Origin of the sequence: Arenicella xantha, from assembly GCF_003315245.1 — a bacterium.
Lineage (GTDB): Bacteria > Pseudomonadota > Gammaproteobacteria > Arenicellales > Arenicellaceae > Arenicella > Arenicella xantha.
In genome coordinates this window covers 1,014,102-1,032,825 of record NZ_QNRT01000001.1, presented here as the reverse complement: position 1 = coordinate 1,032,825, position 18,724 = coordinate 1,014,102, and the positions used below count along the sequence as shown (strand labels likewise).

Sequence of the window (18,724 nt, the reverse complement as noted above, 5' to 3'; positions counted from 1 at the left end):
GAACCCTAACGACCTTAATAGAGAACAGAATAGAGACTTATGATGAACGAACAACTTGATGCTCAACGCAGTCGCCGTAAAGTACTACTTGGCTTAGGCACAGGCGCTGCCGTGGTTGTATGGCACAAGCCGGTTATTAACAGCGTCGTGATGCCCGCACATGCGCAAACATCGGTGGTAGAACCTCATGTAGAACCACCATTGCCGACTCCTGCAGAGCTCTGTGGGGCGGTGGTAACTGGCAACGTTGTATTTGGTCCAGTGTCGGGTACCACCACACCAGCGGTGTGTAGTGCAACTTTTGATGTGTTGAGTGCTGACCCAACTAATTCGTTAACAATTATTAGTATCGAGGCTGCGTCATTGCCAGCAGATACCACGATCGATGTTCAAGATTTAGGTGTTGCAACGAATACCGCTGGTCCACGTGTTGTGTGGCGCGGTCCGGCTACCGATGCACCATTTTGTACTGACCTGCAACCGATTGAAGATGTGACTTTTACCATTACTGCCACATGCGAAGCGGCTGATACAACGGATACTGATGGTGATTCGTTTACTCAAGAATTCACACTAACAAGTATTTTGGCAGATTCATAAATCTATTCTAGTCGGTGCGCGAATTGCCAGCCACGGCTTAATCTGTCTCTAACGACACGCGCGGATAACTCGAGGGAGAGCTGGCTGCGCTTGGAGAATCGATCAATTGAACCATAATAATTTGCTCAGCATGCGGGTCGCGGCATTGCTAACGCTGGTACTTGCTAGTAATCCTTGCTTTGGCCAGGCGAAAGCGTCATTCGAATACACTAAACGAGGTGTGTCGGCTGAGCTGGTCGATCACGGTGATTTCTATCAACATCCTGATGGTAGCCGTATACGTTTCTTGCGCAAGCAAGGTGTGTTTGCACTTGAGCAGGTGGCAAGCTCGGCAAAGGGCAAGACGGTAAATTTAGCTGATCGACTTAGCGCACAGTTTGGTGGTCAGGTTGAACTTGTGAAGAATCATGGTCTCGGCTTGATGTCGGTGGTTAAGGTGAATGACCGTATCAAGAGTAAGCAGTTTGCCAGTGTTACGGCGCATATGCTGAAATCCGCCGATGCATCGATTTTAGCGGTTCAGCCGGTGCTGGCAAACTCGCGCGGCAGTGGTGACATACTTGTTACTGAAAAGTTGTTAGTAAAGCTTAACGACGGGCTGTCCAGCGAAGCACTTGCTGAGGTTCTGGCGCGTTTCAATTTGTCGGTAAATCGTCGCTTGAAGGCATCTGGTTCAGTGTATTCCATGACTGCTCGCGGAACGCATAATGTAGCTTCACGCTTTGCCTTAGTTCGAAGTGTGATGAGCGATCCTCGTGTTGAATGGGCGCAGCCACAGTTTAAAACTCGCGCATTCAAGACTGCCTTTGAGCCTACCAATAATCCGTTGTATACCGAGCAATGGCATCTGCAAAACACGGGTAAAGGCGGCTCGCGCTGCGATACCGACTGTGATGCTAATAATGCTTGGGGGCTTGGCGCTCCTAGTAGCGGCCAAGAAGGAGCCGCTGAGTTATCCGGCGCGGGTATGGTGATTGCAATTATTGATGATGGGGTTCAGCTTAATCATGAAGACCTGACTATTTGGGAAAACCCGTTGGAGATATCCGGTAATGATATCGATGACGATGGCAATGGCTATGTCGATGACCTGAATGGTTGGGACTTTGTTGACGACGATTCCAGTGCGCCTTTTAGTTGTGGTGAAGATGCGACTCGCGGCCCAGATAATGACCCAAGTCCACAAGCCTTCACGGCCTGCGTCAATATAAATGGTGACGACGTTGAGCAAGACAATCACGGTACTGCGGTGGCGGGAATAGCCGCGGCAATTAACAACAATGTTGGCGTCGTCGGTAGCGCTTATTCAGCCAAGATACTGCCCATAAGGTTGATCTCTGAGTTCGATGCTGACCCTAACTCGGACTTCTGTGCACGTGCGGTTGAAGCAATGACTTATGCCGGTACCTATGCTCATGTTATTAATAATAGCTGGGGCATGGAAGAGGGCACGTGTCCGGCGCTTGACCTGGTTATTGCAGACATTGTCGATGGCACGTTGGCGGATTTGGGGCCTGGCACGACGGCGCCACTCAGAGCTAATGAGCCGATCCGCAAGGGCAAGGGTTCTCCAGTGATTTTTGCGGCCGGCAACAGCGCCTCAGGCTGGCTTAAAGTCACGGTGCCGGTGACGGCCGGTAAGCACGCGTATGAATGGCGGTTTTTGCGCTCTGATTTTCCGCTTGATGATCTGACCGAAGATGATGCTGCTCGCTTAGATGACATTCGTTTTCCTGATGGTACTAACGAAGGCTTTGAAAGTGGCTTAGAGGGGTTTACTAATGCGTGTGCATTGAATTCTTGTATTGGTTGTAGCACCGAAAATGCCAGCGCGTGCACGTTGTGGAGTATCAATACCAATCCAGATTTCTCTCGTTCCGGAAGCTCTGCGCAAATAGATATGACTAATCGTCAGTGCATCTATTCTTACTTGAACACCATTAAAGACGGCCCAGCCGGTGATATTTCATTCTGGATATGGGTGTCCACCGACCAACAAACATTTTCTGATAAGTTTGAGTTCTTGGTCGACGGTAAGGAAAAGCTAAGTTTTGGGGATATCCCGCGGTTCGTTGATGACGCGGTTGGCTATCCGGCTAACGTGGCAAAAGCGATCGCGGTTGGTGCCAGTGACGCCGGTGATTTGTCGGGCGTGACCAGTGCCGATTTAGCGGCTGAAGAACGCGCAGCCTATAGCCAGTTTGGCGACTCCTTAGATGTGTTGGCGCCTTCGGACAATCAACATTTAGGCATTGTCACCACAGATCGTTATGGCGCCAATGGTGAGGGCTACAACAGTAATCGTAGTATTGGCGGTGTATCGTGGACTTCGCCGACCTATAACGACCCGCCTTACACTGATGATTTTGGTGGCACCTCTGCCGCTGCGCCGTTAGTGGCGGGGATCGCTGCGGCGATGATCGCGGCGGACCAAGCGATCGACAATAACTCGTCAAATGACATTACGGCGGCTGAGGTTGAAGCGGTGCTACGAGTCACCGCGGACAAAATCGGCCGTCGCGGTGCTGCCGCTTATGATCTCGATGGCAATACCCGCAGCTTGTTTTACGGCTACGGTCGCGTGAATATGTTTGGTGCATTGAAGTCGGTATTGGGCTTGAGTGATGTAGACACTAATTCCTGTGCGCCGGAGGCATTTAGCTACGCGAGACAGAGTGATCCGCTGCTCGCCGGTCTGACTCCACAATCAGCGGAATTCTGCCCAGCGCTCGGCCCTACTGTGCCCGATAGCTCAAGTTGTTTCGTGGTGCCCACGGCCAATTCAAACGCGGTGGTCTTTTGTCTTTAATCGCTTAGCTGCGAGCTTAATCAAAATAGACTTAGTTGATGGATTCATCGTCGGTGAAGGTGTCGACGCGTAATAATTGCGCGCCGTCTGACTCGATAACGAATTCGATCGGTCGGCAGCAGACATAACAGTCTTCCACTGTGCGGTGATTGCCCTGGCTTAGGTCAATAAATGCGGTAAACGATTCGCCGCAATAGGGGCAGGTGACTTGCTCTTCATGATACATACCCCAATAATACCAAACCAATGTTGAGTGACCGTTATTGACCATGAAAAATCAGCCAGAATGGTGGGACCCGTATTCGTGCCAGCCGTATAAAATGCGTGACGAGGACAAACCTCGGTCAGGTCTCGGTAATGTGTGGGAGTATTCCAAGGTAGCCGGTTCCAACTTAATTGGTTTGCCGGCCATTACTTATCAATATTTAAGACTCAAAAAGCAGCCCGCGAATATTGCCGCTGACACCTTCGTGGGGCTAAGTGTGGCGCCCGATGATCAATATGATTCGGCCAGTGTTGAGATGGTTGAAGAACTCGGCGTTAAACAGCTGCTGGTGAGGATCCCAAGTTGGGATGTGGCTGCATTGGAAGACTATGTGCGTTTCCTTGAGTTGTTTCCTAGCAATGAGTTTGTCATTAATATTTTGCAGAGTCGCGACTCGGTAACGCAATTAGATGTTTGGCAACAGCAGGTATCTACCATTATTGCTGCCACCAAGCACATGGCAAACACTTACTGGATCGGCAACGCGGTGAATCGAACTAAGTGGGGTTGCGTACACACCGGCCAAGCGCTTGATTTGCAGGTGGCGGTCGAGGCTTTGCGCGGTAGGTTTCCAGGCGTCAAATTGCTCGGCTCATCAATTATTGATTTCGAACCTTTGTTGAGCTGGCGAACCCTCTGGAATTTTCGAGATTATCATCTCGATGGCAATGCTGCATTACTGTATGTGAATCGACGCCACTCGCCGTATGGCACACAGTATGGGATATTTGATCTAGAGAATAAGCTGAGATTAGCCAAGGCCATGACTCGCTTATCGAACCGAAGCGACGATAAGTTATGGATTACTGAAACCAATTGGCCTCTGCTGAATACCAAACCTTACACGCCTAATTCCGGTAATCCAACTCGAACCGTGGACGAGGAAACGCAGGCTAAATACCTGAAATGGTATTACCAGATTGCGTGGCAAACAGGTTGGGTTGAGCGGGTTTATTGGTGGCAATTGATTAATCCGGGTTACGGCTTAGTCGATCACCGTGAAGGCTATCTACGCAAAATGCCATCGTACTATGCGCTAAAAGATATTATTCAAGGGGAGCTTGAGTTGCCGCCGAGTGGTGTAGAAGCTTAGCTCTGCGGTTTAGATCCTTCGTCGCTCGGTTCTTCAGGATGACGAGGTTCTGACGGAGCTCTTATGACGCGCTTATGACGCGCTTATGACGCGCTTATATAGTCGCGTGATGTAAGTGGTTCGGCGAGAAACCTTGATTGCTGCTGAAGCTTATTACTTCGGTCATTGTGAGCAGCGCGGTGACGTGGCAATCCATCGACCGCACACGTCACTTTTTGCTAGCGTCCTTTGCTGGCTACAACGTCATTTTGGTGACACCGTTCTCACCGCCGAGTAGCAAAACGTCTGCCCCACGTTGGGCAAATAAACCGTTTGTCACCACACCGGCTAGCTGATTAATTTGCCGTTCTAATTCGACTGGGTTGGCAATGTTGAGGTCGTGCACATCGATAATGATATTGCCGTTATCGGTAGTCACGCCTTCGCGCAAAACAGGGTTGCCGCCGAGTTTGACCAGTTGCCGAGCAATATACGATTTAGCCATTGGAATGACTTCAATAGGCAGTGGGAATGCGCCTAAGGTGTCGACTAATTTCGAGTCGTCTGCAATGCAGACAAATTTAGCGCTAGCGGCCGCCACAATTTTCTCACGGGTTAATGCTGCACCGCCGCCCTTGATTAAATGTAGGTGCTTAGTTGCTTCGTCGGCGCCGTCTACGTAGATTGGCAAGTCGCCGACTTGATCGAGTTCATAGACTTTGATGCCGTGGGCTCGTAAGCGCTCAGCGGAGGCTTCGGAACTTGCTACAGTGCCGTCGATATTGGCTTTCATTTTAGCCAGCTCGTCGATAAACAGGTTGGCGGTAGAGCCGGTACCAACACCGATAACCCAGTCCCATTCTAGATATTCAATGGCCGCTTCGGCAACGAGTTGTTTGGCTTGTTCGGGGGTCATAGATTTACACTCTCTGGTAGGTCACGTAATCAAATTTAGGGTCATTGTCGGTGATCTTGATGCGCTGAATTTCTTTGAAATCAGTGTTCGAGAAAAATGGGAAATAGGTGTCGGCCACCGGTGTGTCAAATACTTCGGTGAGCTCCATGCTGGTCGCATATGCTAAGAATAGTTTATAGATCTGGCCGCCGCCGATCACAAAGGCTTTGCCAGTTTTCTCTGCTTCTGCGAGGCTGAGTGCAGCGTCCAACGAGGCCGCCACTGATACGCCATCAGCGTGCCATTGTTGATTCTCAGTTAACACAATATTTAATCGACCAGGTAGTGGGCGGCCAATTGAGTCGTAGGTTTTGCGGCCCATAATGATTGGCGAACCCATGGTGATTTGTTTGAAGCGCGGAAGGTCGCCGGGTAGATGCCACAGCAGTTCATTGTTATGCCCCATCTCGCCATTTTCGCCGAGCGCGGCAATTAAGATTACTTGCATAATCAATCTCCGAGTTAGACCGCTACGGGGGCGCGAATCGCCGCATCTGGATGGTATTCAGTGAGCTCAAAATCTTCGAAACGAAATTCGAACAAGTCCGTAACGCTTGGGTTAAGAGTCATCTTGGGTAACGGTTTAGGTGTGCGACTGAGCTGTGTGCGTACCTGCTCTTCATGATTGCTGTATATATGCACGTCGCCAAAGGTGTGTACAAACTCGCCGAGTTGCAATTTACATACTTGGGCGACCATCATGGTGAGTAACGCGTAGCTGGCAATATTAAACGGCACGCCCAAAAATAAATCGGCGCTGCGTTGATATAGTTGGCAACTTAGCTTGTTGTCGTGTGACACATAGAATTGGAACAGGGTGTGACACGGTGGCAGACCCGCTTTGGCCATCTCTTCAATTTCGCCAGGGTTCCATGCTGAAACAATTAAGCGACGTGAATTGGGGTTAGTTTTGATTTCATTGATGACCCAATCAAGTTGATCTACACCAGAGAAGTTACGCCACTGCTTGCCATAAACTGGCCCGAGTTCGCCCCATTGTTGAGCGAAGGTGTCATCGCGCTGGATTTTTCCGATAAATTCCTCAAGCTGGTACTGCCAATCGCAACCGTGTTTTTCCAGCTTGTTGTCTAACCCTTTAGATTTTAGGTAATTTTGAAATGGCCACTCATTCCAAATGCCGACGTTATTGTCGACCAAATATTTGATATTGGTATCGCCGCGCACAAACCACAATAGTTCATGAATAATGCCCCGTAAGAACACTTTTTTGGTCGTTAGGAGTGGGAAGCCTTCGGCTAAATCACAACGTAATTGTCGACCAAATACACTCCGCGTACCGGTGCCGGTACGGTCATCTTTGCCAACACCGTGGTCGTATACGTCTTGCAGGAGATCTAAATAGGCTTGCATGGCTTGTTCGCTGATTGTTAGCGGTTTATTCCGAGCTGGCTTCTCGAGCTATGGCTCGATAGGCGATGTCGGAGCGATAAAACATGCCGTCCCAATTGATGGCGTTTACCGATTGGTAGGCGCGCTGTTGTGCTTGTGTTACTGAGTCGCCCAACGCGGTTACACATAGTACACGGCCACCGCTGGTTACTACGTCGTCGTTGTTCAAGCTAGTACCGGCATGAAAGGTTTTGCAGTGTTCAGTGTCACAATCATCTAATCCCGAGATGACGTTACCTTTGGCGTAAGATTCGGGGTAACCGCCAGCAGCGAGTACCACGCCTACCGCCGCGCGAGGGTCCCAGTCAGCCTGAATCTCGCCTAGGTTTTGATCTAACGCAGCGAGGCAAAGTTCCACTAGATCAGATTGCAAGCGCATCATAATGGGTTGCGTTTCAGGGTCACCAAAGCGGCAATTATATTCGACTACCTTGGGTATACCTTCAGGGGTAATCATGAGCCCAGCGTACAAAAAACCGGTGTAAGGGTAGCCATCTTGTTTGATGCCGGCGACAGTTGGGAAAATCACCTGCTGCATAATGGTATCGTGCATGTCTGGCGTAACAACTGGAGCTGGAGAGTACGCGCCCATGCCGCCGGTATTCGGGCCTTGGTCGCCGTTGTCACGTGCTTTGTGGTCTTGCGAAGTGGCTAGCGGCAGAATGTTATCGCCGTCGACCATGCAGATAAAGCTGGCTTCTTCGCCTTGCATAAACTCTTCGACGACGACTCGTGCGCCGGCATCACCGAATTTATTGTCGAGTAACATGTCGCGAGCAGCGGCTTGCGCTTGCTCAACTGTGAGTGCCACGATGACTCCCTTGCCAGCGGCTAAACCATCTGCTTTTACCACAATGGGAGCACCTTGCTCGGCAATGTATGCGCAAGCTTGCTCAGCGTCGGTGAATACTTGATAAGCCGCCGTTGGAATTCCGTGACGTGCGAGAAAATCTTTGCTGAAAGCTTTGGAGCCTTCTAATTGCGCTGCGCCCGCACTCGGCCCAAAACATAATAGCTCGGCGTCGGTAAAAGCATCGACCACGCCTAAAACGAGCGGTGCTTCTGGCCCGACAATGGTGAGCCCGATGTCTTCCTGTTTAGCAAAAGCAATTAATGCGCTGATATCTTCTACGCCAATTGCAACATTGCTTACCTTGGCTTCACGCGCAGTACCGGCATTGCCTGGTGCTACAAATACCTGAGACACTTGTGGGGATTGAGCGACCTTCCAAGCAAACGCATGTTCGCGTCCACCGCTGCCAATTATTAAGACCTTCATTGCGAGCATTTTGTTGGAGTTTTTGGGAGGCGCTCATTCTACCTTGCGACGCTGCGGATGTCTTGTGGAACACAGATGATCGCGGCGCTAGTTTGAGTCCCATGACTATCTCGATTAGACTCCATAAAGTGATAAACCCTACACAATTCAAAGGAAGAACCGCAATGATCAAACAATTGTTAGCCGCATCATTCATTACCCTTATTTGCCAGTCGCTAGTGATGGCAATTGAGGTGCCGACCTCGGTGTCTGAGGTGACCGTTTATGGCCAAGGTGCAATGGTAACGCGTAGCGCGTCAGTCAATGTTGCGGCCGGCGAGCAGGAGGTTGTGTTAGAAGGGTTTCCGTCTAATTTGGATCCGGCGAATATTCGTATCGAAGTGGCCGATAAGCAGGTACGCATCGGCCAAGTTAATGCTCGGCGAGACGCTTTACGTGAGTCAGACTCTGACGCGGTGCTAGCCATTCAAGCGCAAATCGAAGCCGTCGAGTTGGAACTGCAGGTGGTTGAAGACAGTAATAAAGCCGCTAAGTTGCAATTGTCGTTTCTTGAATCACTGGCAACCGGATATTCCAAAGAAGCGTGGGTTGGGTCGGCGCAAGCGAATGCTGATACCGCGAGTTGGCAGCAAGCGTTAAATTTAATGCAGAAAGGGGCAGGAAGTGCTTATAAAGTTATTCGTGATAATCAGCATAAGAAGCTTGAACTGAATAAAGACCTGAGTCTTCTGAAACGCCAATTGGCTGATAAACGCGCGACTCGTCAAGCTCGAACATCGCTGATGTTGGCGGTTTCGGCGAACCGCCAAGCGACTACCCAAATTAAGGTTCACTACCAGCAAGATCGAGCGAGTTGGTCACCTAACTATGAAGCTCGATTAGACACGGATTCCGGTAAGTTGGTGCTGGCTCAGAAAGCGGTAGTATCGCAAGCCACTGAAGAGGCGTGGGAAAATGTTAAGTTAATGCTGTCAACCAGTGAGCCATCAGAGGCGCTGGAAGCGCCCACGGTATCGAGCCAATTTGTGAATTTAGCGTTGCCGAGGCCTGCCCCACAACGCAGCAATCGTAAGCAGACCGCGCAACTCGATTATTCAATGGCGCCGGCACCGAGCGCAATGTTGGAAGAGGTGGTGGTCTCCGGGTCTAAACGAGCTGAGCCGACATGGAGTGGGAATTACGCAATGAACTTTCCAATTGCCGGTCGAGTGACGGTAACTAATAACTCAAATGAGACTCAGCGCTATGACCTTAAGTCATTTTCATTCAATACTCAGTTGGTGACCAAAGTCGTACCGCAAAAAGATGACAAAGCTTATCTTGCCGCGCGCTTAACGCACGATGGCAGCACGCCGTTGTATGCCAGTGAAATGCTTATCTATGTTGACGGTGTATTTATGGGTGAGGCGTATATGCCGGCTATTTTGCCTGGTGCAGAAGTTACATTGCCGATGGGGCAAGACCCTCGAATTGAGGTGACTGTTGTTGATCAAGGTGCTCAGGATGGTGAGTCGGGTGTCTTCAAAAAACAACGCACTGACGCAGTTGATCTGTTGTTTGAAATTGTTAACCGTCGTGCTAGTCAAGCAACAATTGAAGTACGTGATGCCTATCCGGTGGCCAAGAATAAATCGATCAAAATTGAAATGAGTGATTCGGCAACGTCGCCAACGGTACGCGATGAGGACGATCAAGCTGGTGTGGTTATGTGGCGTAAAGATTTGCCGGCTGGTGAAACGTGGAAAATCCGCTATGGCTATAGTTTGAGCTATCCGGCTGATCGTCGCTTAGTAAACGAATACTAAGGCTTGGGTTAATAGTGTTTGATCTATTAAAAAGGCGCTGCATAAGCTCATGCAGCGCCTTTTTTGCTACGTCTTAATTAGATTTTTGATCCTTTTGAGCGTCTTCTACACTTTCTTCTAAGCCTTTAGAAAATTCTTCCATGCCGCTGAGGAATTTGCCCAATTGTTTGCCGGCCTCTTCAGGAGTCATGTCTTCAAAGTTCTCAAGCTCTTGCAAGGATTTTCCGATTGTGCCGTCTTCATGACGTTTTTCTAGTTGGGCTTTCCATTGCTCTGCCGCATTGCCATATTTGCGCACCGTGTGTTCACTGCCAATGCCAGAAATTAAGCCGATGGCGGCAAAGATGCCGAATACAATCTTGGCCGTTTGCTCTTTTAATTCATGAGTTTGCACACTCGCGGTGTACATCAAAAAGCAACTCCAAAGCGTTTTTACAATGCCGGCAATGTAGGGAATGATAGACAGGGCTGACACGATCGGGGTGATAGCGCTGGAGTATGCAACACATCGAACGGCGGTTTCATAGCTCTTTTGTGAGCCCATTAGCTTCCATACAACCCACAAAATTGCGCCACCAATAAACGACCCAATAACCAGCGCAATTGGCATAAAGATTAGCATGCCGAAGCCTACCGCTCCGCCAATCATAGTGTTGAATTTGGCCAAACCGATTAAGCTTAATACAAAGCCGATGACACCAGTGGCCAAGCCCATGACTACCACGAAGAGCAATGGGTTGGTGTAACCGCCAGTCTGCGGCATGTCGCGATAGAAGCCGACCGGATCGGTAATTATTTTACGCGCATCGGCAATCACGCTATTGATGTCGAATGCTTCGCTAGGGTTGGTGCCTAAGTCGGCGTCTGGGGTATTTTGATAAGGATCTTCGGTTTGCTCTTGATCTGGTTTTTGGTCGGTCATGGTGTCTCTCCTGCGAGTCTCTTATTCACGGTTGGTAGTTCGGGTGTAGGCAGGGGCGAACACCGCATTTCGCTAACCTACTGAACTCAGTATACCGAGCGAATTGAATACGACTCAAGTAGCAAAATTAATGAGTTACCACTTCTGTCGTAGGCTCATTTTAAGAGCAATTGATTGCTAGAGTAGCTACTCAGTATGATCAAGCGTTAAACGGATATACTTTTAAACAGTTATACTTGGATTTTGTGTTTTGTTTAAACGAGTTTCTCTATGTTGAATGTGGTTTTACACAATCCTAAAATTCCGCCGAACACCGGTAATGTGATACGGCTAATGGCGAATACTGGCTGCCACTTACATTTAATTGAGCCACTGGGTTTTGATTTTGCAGAGAAGCAGTTGCGTCGGGCTGGCTTGGATTATCACGACCTGAGCACCGTGAGTCGACACGAATCTTATGCGACGTTCTTGGCGAGTGTGAAGCCGCAACGGGTTTTTGCTATCACCACTAAGGGCTCAATCGCGTACACCGAAGCGAAATTTGTGGCGGGCGATACGCTTTTATTTGGTTCGGAGACTGACGGCCTACCGGCACCAGTAATGGATCAGATTGCGTTGTCGGAGCGTTTACGTATTCCTATGCAGGCGAGTAATCGCAGTCTTAATTTGTCAAATTCCGTGGCAATCGTCGTTTACGAGGCGTGGCGTCAACTGGGCTTTGTTAACGGGTCCTAGCCTCTTGTGTAGTTAACTGTGGTTGCGTATTGATGTTAGGCGGTCTTTTAGACTTGCTCGGATACTGCTGATGAGCCGCGAACGATTAGTTCAGTTTCAATCGCGCTGTTTTCTGAATGTCCAGTTTCTAGAATTTCAAATAACTTTTTAACCAGTAGGTGACCGGCTGATACGCGATCTTGAGTAATGGATGACAAAGTTGGCGTGCTGTAATTGGCTAACGTTATGTTGTCGTAGCCGACAATTGCGATGTCCTCAGGGACGCGCAGCCCATGGTCTGTAATGACCTTTATGGCGCTAATCGCTAATAAATCACTGGATGCAATTAACGCATCGAAAGCGGATGGCTTGTTGAGCAGCTCTGCTAAAGACTGTAATGCGGCATCGCTTGAGTGCTCAGAATCAGTGGTTAATTCTGAACGATACTCTAGCCCCGCCTGGGCGAGCGTGTCGCAGTAGCCTTGGTGTCTGAGTCTTGTTTCTGGATAGCGAATGTCACCTAAAAATGCAAAGTTCTTGCGACCCTGTGCGAGTAAGTGCTCAGTAGCAATCCGGCCGCCACGATAGTTGTCTGAGCCGACGGTGATATATTTTTGGCCCGGTATTTCCGCGCCCCAAACCACCATTGCGTTGTGGTAGTCCGTGGCTTTGTTGAGCTCGTCATGATAAAGACTTTGGCCGATTACAATGATGCCATCAACGCTACGCGTGCGCGCGAACTCAGAAATCCACGAAGGGTCGTTATTCGTGTGCTTGGCCAACAATAACTCGTGGGAGCCTTTTTCTTCTAAGGAGTCGGCGACTGATCCTAGCATTTCTAAAATAAAAGGGTCAGTGGCTAACCAGTCTTGACGACCGTTAGACGGCAGTAACACGCCGATCGTTAATGTGTCTTGTTTGCGTAGGTTGCGTGCCCGTGTATCGAGTTTGTAGTTGTGCTCCTGCGCAAGTTTTTGAATACGTTCTCTGGTGGCTTTGGTGACTCGCTCGCTACCTGAAAGGGCGCGCGATACGGTGGATTTGGACACGCCGGCAAGGCGTGCTAGGTCAGACATTTTCATTCGATATCGGAGTTTAGTCTATGCGCGATTAGGATTGTACCAGACATCACCGGTTCAATAGTTTGGCGCTGGGTCAGTTAATGATTAGTTTCTTTGTATTGTGTATTTAGGTTGATAATGCCACAAAAACTGCAATACAACCGGTTGTATTTTTGTAAAATCAGTAGTATCGTTGTTTTGTCGGAGATAATCATGCGCCAAAGCGGTGTGTGCAGATTCAACGATTGGTTTAAAAAACCATTAGATATTCGTCGCAAATAAAAAAAATAATACGGCGTTTCTAGGTAATCGAGTCGGGCGTGTCATCTAGCTGCGCTCGAAAGAGTTCTAAAGTACGAGGAGGATATAATGAATCTACCAAAGCGTTTTGCTTTAAGTGCCGTGTCGCTTGCTGTTATGAGTTCAATGAACGTTGTAATAGCCCAGCAAGCTGATCAATCATCTAGCCCAGCCATTGAAGAAATCGTAGTAACTGGCGTTGCGCGTCAAGGGGTCACCAAACTTGAGGCCAGTATCTCGGTCAGTGCTATTAGTGACGAGGATATTCAAAAATTAGCGCCACGCTCCACCGCGGAAATATTTCGTGGTCTGCCGGGTATTCGAGCGGAGTCGTCTGGTGGCGGTGGTAACGCAAACATTACTATCCGGGGTATTCCACTCGCTACCGGTGGTTCAAAGTACACGCAGATCCACGAAGATGGTTTGCCAGTTTTAGAATTTGGCGACATTAACTTTGGGAACACGGATAACTTCATCCGTGCTGACCGAACCATTAGACGCATAGAAAGTGTTCGTGGTGGTTCGGCATCGACCTTGGCCAGCAATTCACCAGGTGGCATCATTAATATGATCAGCAAAACCGGTGGCGATGATGCCGGTAGTGTTGGCATTAGTGCGGGACTAGATTACGACGAGTTCCGCACCGATTTCGAATACGGCGGCACGGTTAATGATACGGTGACGTACCATATTGGTGGTTTTTTCCGAAAGGGCGAAGGCGTACGCGAAACCGGTTTTGACGGCGATGAAGGTGGTCAGATCAAAGCCAACATTACCAAAGAACTCGATGATGGCTACGTACGACTCTATCTAAAGAAGATTAACGACAATGTAACGACCTATTTACCCGCGCCAGTTACCGTGCTTGGTGGTGGAAACTACGGCCCAGTGGCTGGTTTCGACGCCAGCTCGCAAGTACTTCATTCGGCTTCAACTGCTAGCAACCAACCATTCTACGATATCAATGGTCAACGCGTACCAGGTCGTTCAATTGAAGACGGTATTGAGTCGGACGTAACCGCGGTGGGCTTGGAATTTGAAAAGAGCTTTGATAATGGTTTGACGCTGACCAATAAGTTCCGAACCTCGAGCATTAAAGGTGGGTTTATCTCGCCGTTCACCGATGGTTTTGCTGGTGGTACTGCAACGATTGCAAATAAAGGCGATATACTGTGCAGTGACTCTTCGGTCGCTGATTGTTCGCAAGGTGTAAGCGCTTTGGTGAACGGAGTGGCGGCAAATCCGAATCAGCTCGCTTTCACCAATCTCACTTTTGACACTTCGTTCGAAGATCTTGGCCTAACTGTGAATGATTTAAGGTTGTCATGGGAGTCGGATGTGGTCAGTGTATCGGGTGGTTTGTATTATTCCGATCAGTCCATCGAGACCTCATGGAACGCATGGCACACACGTTTGCAAACGGTTGATGGTGGTAATTCTCAAGACATTACATATATAGCCAATGCTAATGGCGAGGTGTTGTCAGATAACGGATTGCTGTCAGCCAGCTTTTTAAATTGGAAATGGGATCTCGATTATCAAACAATCGCGCCGTACTTGAATGTTGGCTTTGATGTTGGGGACAACGTAACGGTTGATATGAGTGTGCGTCGCGATAGCGTCGATGCCGAAGGCACGTTGGCGAGTGCATGTTGTGGTGGCAACCAAGCGGTTGACGTCAATGGCAATGGTGTGATTGATTCACTTGAGAACCCAAGTACAACGTCGGCGGGCTTTATTGCCGGTGGTATTGGTGTGCTAGATACCGCAAACCCCGGCCAACGAGCGGATTACTCAACGGATCACACATCGTACTCGATTGGTGGTACTTACTTGCTTGGTGACAATTCATCGGTGTTTACCCGCTTGAGCGAAGGTGGTCGTGCTATTGGTGACCGCTTATTGCAAATTGGCGGTGCAGTGAAGGCTGACGGCAGCTTAGCAGCGACCACAGATGGTGTTGATTCAGTCACTCAGTTTGAAATTGGTTATAAGTACTTGGGCGAGAATGGCTCGTTCTTTGTCACCGCTTTCGATACTGAAACGGAAGAAACTGGCGCTGAAATTACCAGTGGCAATACCTTTGAACGCACCTATGAGGCGACTGGAATTGAAATCGATGGCGACTATGATTTTGCTAACGGTTTTTCAGTTGCTGGCAATATAACGTGGTCCGATGCAGAAATCGCCGCCGACCGCACTAATGCGGCAGTGGTAGGCAATACGCCACGCCGTCAAGCAGACTTCATTTATACGATTACCCCCGAGTACAACGCAGATCGCTTCAATGTTGGTGCGACGTTTCAGGGCAGCACGGACTTCTATCTTCAAGACAATAATGATCTAGAGCAAAAAGCGTATGTGCTGGTGAATCTGTTTGGCACGTATCATTTTTCAGACAAGCTCTCAGCATTCGTTACGGTTAATAACCTGACAGACGAATTTGTTTTGACTGAGTCTGAAGAGGGGTCGGGCGCCATCGGTAGCTTTGTTCGAGCGCGGCCTTTGAACGGCCGATCCAGTTCAGTGGGCTTTACTTACTCCTTCTAGAATTATCCGAGCGGATAAGCCTTGGCTGAGCGCGCATTCGCTTCGATGCGAATGTGCGCCAGTTTCTGAACTAGTTTCTTAATGGATAATAACCATGCAATTAATTACTTACGTTGACCGTCTGGCTGGAGATTTGGCCGGTCTGAAAAGCATGCTAGACAAGCAGTTTTCTGGGCTTTTTTCAGGCGTTCATCTGCTTCCTTTTTTCGACCCAATAGACGGCGCTGATGCAGGTTTTGATCCGGTGGATCATACTGCTGTTGATGGTCGGCTCGGCGGTTGGCCTGATGTTGCCGAGCTTGGCGCTGACTACTCAGTGATGGCCGATCTAATAGTTAACCATGTATCGGCCGAGTCTGCACAATTCAAAGATGTGTTGCAATTCGGTAAAGAGTCGAAGTATTGGGACTTGTTTCTCAAGAAGAGCGATGTCTTTCCTGTGGACGGCAACCCTAATGATGTGGCCAAAATATATCGTCCACGGCCTAGTTCCCCATTTACTAGTATCGCCGCGCAAGATGGTCATTCGTATGAGTTTTGGACCACCTTCAGCGAAAACCAAATCGACATCAATGTTGAGGTGCCGACTGGGCAAGCGTATTTAACATCAGTGTTAGATCAATTTGCTAGTTCAGGGGTCAAAGAAATTCGATTGGATGCCGCAGGGTATGCAATCAAACGAGCGGGAACGCGTTGTTTTATGCTGCCGGAGACGTTTGAATTTATTGCGTCACTGACCGAGGCCGCGAAACAACGTGGCATGCAAACACTGGTCGAAATCCATTCACACTACCGATTGCAAATCGAGATCGCCCGTCGCGTTGGTCGTGTCTATGATTTCGCGTTGCCGCCACTGGTACTCAATGCTATTTACCAGAACGACGCGGCACCGTTAAAACGTTGGTTGGAAATGTCTCCGCGCAATTGCGTAACGGTGTTAGATACACATGATGGTATCGGCATTTTGGATGTCGCTCGCGACGGTGATAAGCCAGGCTTGTTAAGCGACGACCGAGTCAACGAGCTGGTTGAAGGTATTCATCAAAAAAGCGGTGGTGAGAGTCGCGAAGCCAGTGGTACTGGCGCCAGCAATCTGGATATCTATCAGGTTAACTGCACCTTCTATGATGCCTTAGGTCGTTGCGATGCTGATTATCTGATTGCACGAGCGATTCAGTTTTTCGCGCCTGGTGAGCCACAGCTCTATTATGTTGGTTTGTTGGCTGGTATGAATGATATGGCGCTATTGCGCAACACTGGAGTCGGGCGCGATATCAATCGACAGATATATTCGAGTGCAGATATTGAGGCGCAATTAGCTCGACCGGTGGTAGCCAGTTTAATGGCGTTAATTAAGCTTCGAAACACGGCTAGCGCTTTTGATGGTGAGTTTTCTTTACTTAGCACTGATGATCATACGCTTGGAATGAAGTGGAGTAATGGTGGTGCAAGCGCTATGTTAACGGTGTATTTCAAAGATTCAACGGCGCGTATTCTGGTGACAGAAGGAAGTGATACACGAGAGTATGATATTAATGAAGGTGGTTTCCACGAGACAACTAAGCGGTAATCTAGCAATGAACAGAACCTCAGATAACAGCCCTCTCTCATTTAAGGAAAAAGTGGGCTATGGACTGGGTGATATGGCGTCCAATTTTTACATGGGCTTCTTCGGGTTGTTTCTGCTGTACTACTACACCGATGTCTATGGGATTTCCGCCAGCGCTGCTGCGACCATGCTGTTGGTGACCAAGGTGGTTGACGCGATTAGCGACCCAGTGATGGGGCTAGTGGCTGACCGCACAAAATCGAGATGGGGGCGGTATCGACCTTATTTGTTGTGGGTTGCTATTCCGTATGCATTGCTCGGTTATCTGTTGTTTCTAGGGCCGGACTTTTCAGCCGCGGGTAAGCTAATATTTGCCTATGTGTCATACACCCTTGTGATGCTGGCCTACACCGCCATTAATGTTCCCTATTCAGGCTTGTTGGCCGTAATTTCGCCAGTGGCCGAGGAACGCACCAAGGTTACTCAATATCGCTTCGTATTTGCGTCGTTGGGAACGCTAGTGGTGAGTTCACTGGCACCGTTTTTGGTTGCTTGGCTCGGTGGTGGCGATGAACTACGAGGGTTTCGCTTTACCATTATTCTGTTCGCTATTCTGTCGGTGGTGATCTTTTGGGTAACGTTTGCGACTACGCAAGAGCGCGTTGCTCCAACGCTACAAAAGACCTCGGTAAAAGAAGACTTTAGTGCATTGCTAAAGAACCGCTCGTGGGCGATTTTGGTATTCGTCGGGATTTTGGTTGTGGTTGGCTTAATCGCGCGCTTCGCGTCGATAGTCTATTACGTTAAATATTACTTAGTGGATAGTGGCGCATTGTACTTCTGGTTTATGAGCAAAACCGCATTTCTGTCGTCATGTGGATTGATCGGTCAGTTGTTTGGCGCTTTGTGTACGCCCTATCTGACCTCCAGGTTTGAAAAACATCATTTGATGTTGTTGATGAATGTGCTGCACGCGCTATTACTTGTCGCCTGTTTCTTTGTCTCGCCTGATGATTTCGTTTTGCTAGTACTATTGCATTCACTTGGCATTTTCACCTTTGGAGTGGTGATTACTTTACTGTTCTCCATGTATACCGATTGCGTTGAATACGGTGAATGGTCGACCGGCAAAAACACGGCGGGGCTCACCGTGTCATCGTCGATGTTCTCACTCAAATTTGGCTCCGCTGTCGGTGGTGCGTTGCCAGGCTTTATTCTCGCCGGCTTTGGTTTTGTCGCCAATGAAGTGCAGACAGACACTGCGGTGTTTGGAATTCGCTTGATGTTTAATTTCTTGCCTGCGGTCTTCTTTTTAGTTAGCGGATTACTGATGCTCGGCTATGGCCTCAATCGGCAGACTCTAACTGAGATTGAAGCCGATTTGCAGCAACGACGAGCGTCGGCCTAATGGCTCGGGTGCTCGCTTTTAGCTA

15 protein-coding genes are annotated in these 18,724 nt (G+C 49.0%); 8 read left to right on the top strand and 7 right to left on the bottom strand.

Features of this window, described 5'->3' with window-relative positions; translation table 11 throughout:
- Positions 1-42 precede the first annotated feature (42 nt).
- Both DFR28_RS04370 and DFR28_RS04365 read left to right on the top strand, forming a co-directional pair.
- Positions 43-600: a hypothetical protein gene (locus DFR28_RS04370; protein ID WP_113953054.1), complete on the top strand. Its 558-nt coding sequence runs from the start codon at positions 43-45 to the stop codon at positions 598-600.
- 106 nt (positions 601-706) lie between these two features.
- Positions 707-3,409 (top strand): S8 family serine peptidase, encoded by a 2,703-nt coding sequence (locus DFR28_RS04365; RefSeq protein ID WP_147250925.1) that lies wholly within the window; start codon positions 707-709, stop codon positions 3,407-3,409.
- Positions 3,410-3,440: 31 nt separating this feature from the next.
- Here the strand turns inward: DFR28_RS04365 and DFR28_RS04360 are convergent, their stop codons facing one another.
- Positions 3,441-3,680 (bottom strand): CPXCG motif-containing cysteine-rich protein, encoded by a 240-nt coding sequence (locus DFR28_RS04360; protein ID WP_211316860.1) that lies wholly within the window; start codon positions 3,678-3,680, stop codon positions 3,441-3,443.
- Here DFR28_RS04360 and DFR28_RS04355 point away from each other — a divergent pair.
- Entirely contained in the window at positions 3,679-4,767 is a 1,089-nt protein-coding gene (locus DFR28_RS04355; protein WP_113953051.1) for a glycoside hydrolase family 113 protein, read from the top strand. The genes DFR28_RS04360 and DFR28_RS04355 overlap by 2 nt on opposite strands.
- 235 nt (positions 4,768-5,002) lie before the next feature.
- On the opposite strand, the gene rpiA is transcribed toward DFR28_RS04355, so the two are convergent.
- The 4 genes from rpiA to purD are packed head-to-tail and all read right to left on the bottom strand — an operon-like array spanning position 5,003 to position 8,390.
- Complete coding sequence (gene rpiA, locus DFR28_RS04350; RefSeq protein ID WP_113953050.1) at positions 5,003-5,662, bottom strand: ribose-5-phosphate isomerase RpiA; 660 nt, start codon at positions 5,660-5,662, stop codon at positions 5,003-5,005.
- A 4-nt stretch (positions 5,663-5,666) separates the two neighbouring features.
- A complete protein-coding gene (locus DFR28_RS04345; protein ID WP_113953049.1) occupies positions 5,667-6,149 on the bottom strand; it encodes a dihydrofolate reductase in 483 nt (160 codons plus the stop codon).
- A 14-nt stretch (positions 6,150-6,163) separates the two neighbouring features.
- Positions 6,164-7,072, bottom strand: coding sequence for a thymidylate synthase (thyA, locus tag DFR28_RS04340; RefSeq protein WP_113953048.1), 909 nt, complete (start codon positions 7,070-7,072; stop codon positions 6,164-6,166).
- A 25-nt stretch (positions 7,073-7,097) separates the two neighbouring features.
- A complete protein-coding gene (gene purD, locus DFR28_RS04335; RefSeq protein WP_113953416.1) occupies positions 7,098-8,390 on the bottom strand; it encodes a phosphoribosylamine--glycine ligase in 1,293 nt (430 codons plus the stop codon).
- A 164-nt stretch (positions 8,391-8,554) separates the two neighbouring features.
- On the opposite strand from purD, the gene DFR28_RS04330 reads away from it, so the two are divergent.
- On the top strand, positions 8,555-10,195 hold the full coding sequence (locus tag DFR28_RS04330) for a mucoidy inhibitor MuiA family protein (RefSeq protein ID WP_170131969.1): 1,641 nt from the start codon (positions 8,555-8,557) through the stop codon (positions 10,193-10,195).
- Between the two features lie 73 nt (positions 10,196-10,268).
- Here the strand turns inward: DFR28_RS04330 and DFR28_RS04325 are convergent, their stop codons facing one another.
- Complete coding sequence (locus DFR28_RS04325; RefSeq protein WP_113953046.1) at positions 10,269-11,117, bottom strand: YIP1 family protein; 849 nt, start codon at positions 11,115-11,117, stop codon at positions 10,269-10,271.
- Positions 11,118-11,387: 270 nt separating this feature from the next.
- On the opposite strand from DFR28_RS04325, the gene trmL reads away from it, so the two are divergent.
- Positions 11,388-11,852: a tRNA (uridine(34)/cytosine(34)/5-carboxymethylaminomethyluridine(34)-2'-O)-methyltransferase TrmL gene (gene trmL / locus DFR28_RS04320; protein WP_113953045.1), complete on the top strand. Its 465-nt coding sequence runs from the start codon at positions 11,388-11,390 to the stop codon at positions 11,850-11,852.
- Between the two features lie 47 nt (positions 11,853-11,899).
- Here the strand turns inward: trmL and DFR28_RS04315 are convergent, their stop codons facing one another.
- Positions 11,900-12,907 (bottom strand): LacI family DNA-binding transcriptional regulator, encoded by a 1,008-nt coding sequence (locus tag DFR28_RS04315; protein WP_211316858.1) that lies wholly within the window; start codon positions 12,905-12,907, stop codon positions 11,900-11,902.
- Positions 12,908-13,261: 354 nt separating this feature from the next.
- On the opposite strand from DFR28_RS04315, the gene DFR28_RS04310 reads away from it, so the two are divergent.
- The 3 genes from DFR28_RS04310 (at position 13,262) to DFR28_RS04300 (ending at position 18,699) form a co-directional block, all read left to right on the top strand.
- A complete protein-coding gene (locus DFR28_RS04310; protein WP_113953043.1) occupies positions 13,262-15,742 on the top strand; it encodes a TonB-dependent receptor in 2,481 nt (826 codons plus the stop codon).
- 94 nt (positions 15,743-15,836) lie between these two features.
- Positions 15,837-17,312 (top strand): sucrose phosphorylase, encoded by a 1,476-nt coding sequence (gene gtfA / locus DFR28_RS04305; protein WP_113953042.1) that lies wholly within the window; start codon positions 15,837-15,839, stop codon positions 17,310-17,312.
- 7 nt (positions 17,313-17,319) lie between these two features.
- Positions 17,320-18,699, top strand: a complete 1,380-nt coding sequence (locus DFR28_RS04300; protein WP_113953041.1) for an MFS transporter — start codon at positions 17,320-17,322, stop codon at positions 18,697-18,699.
- Positions 18,700-18,724 lie beyond the last annotated feature (25 nt).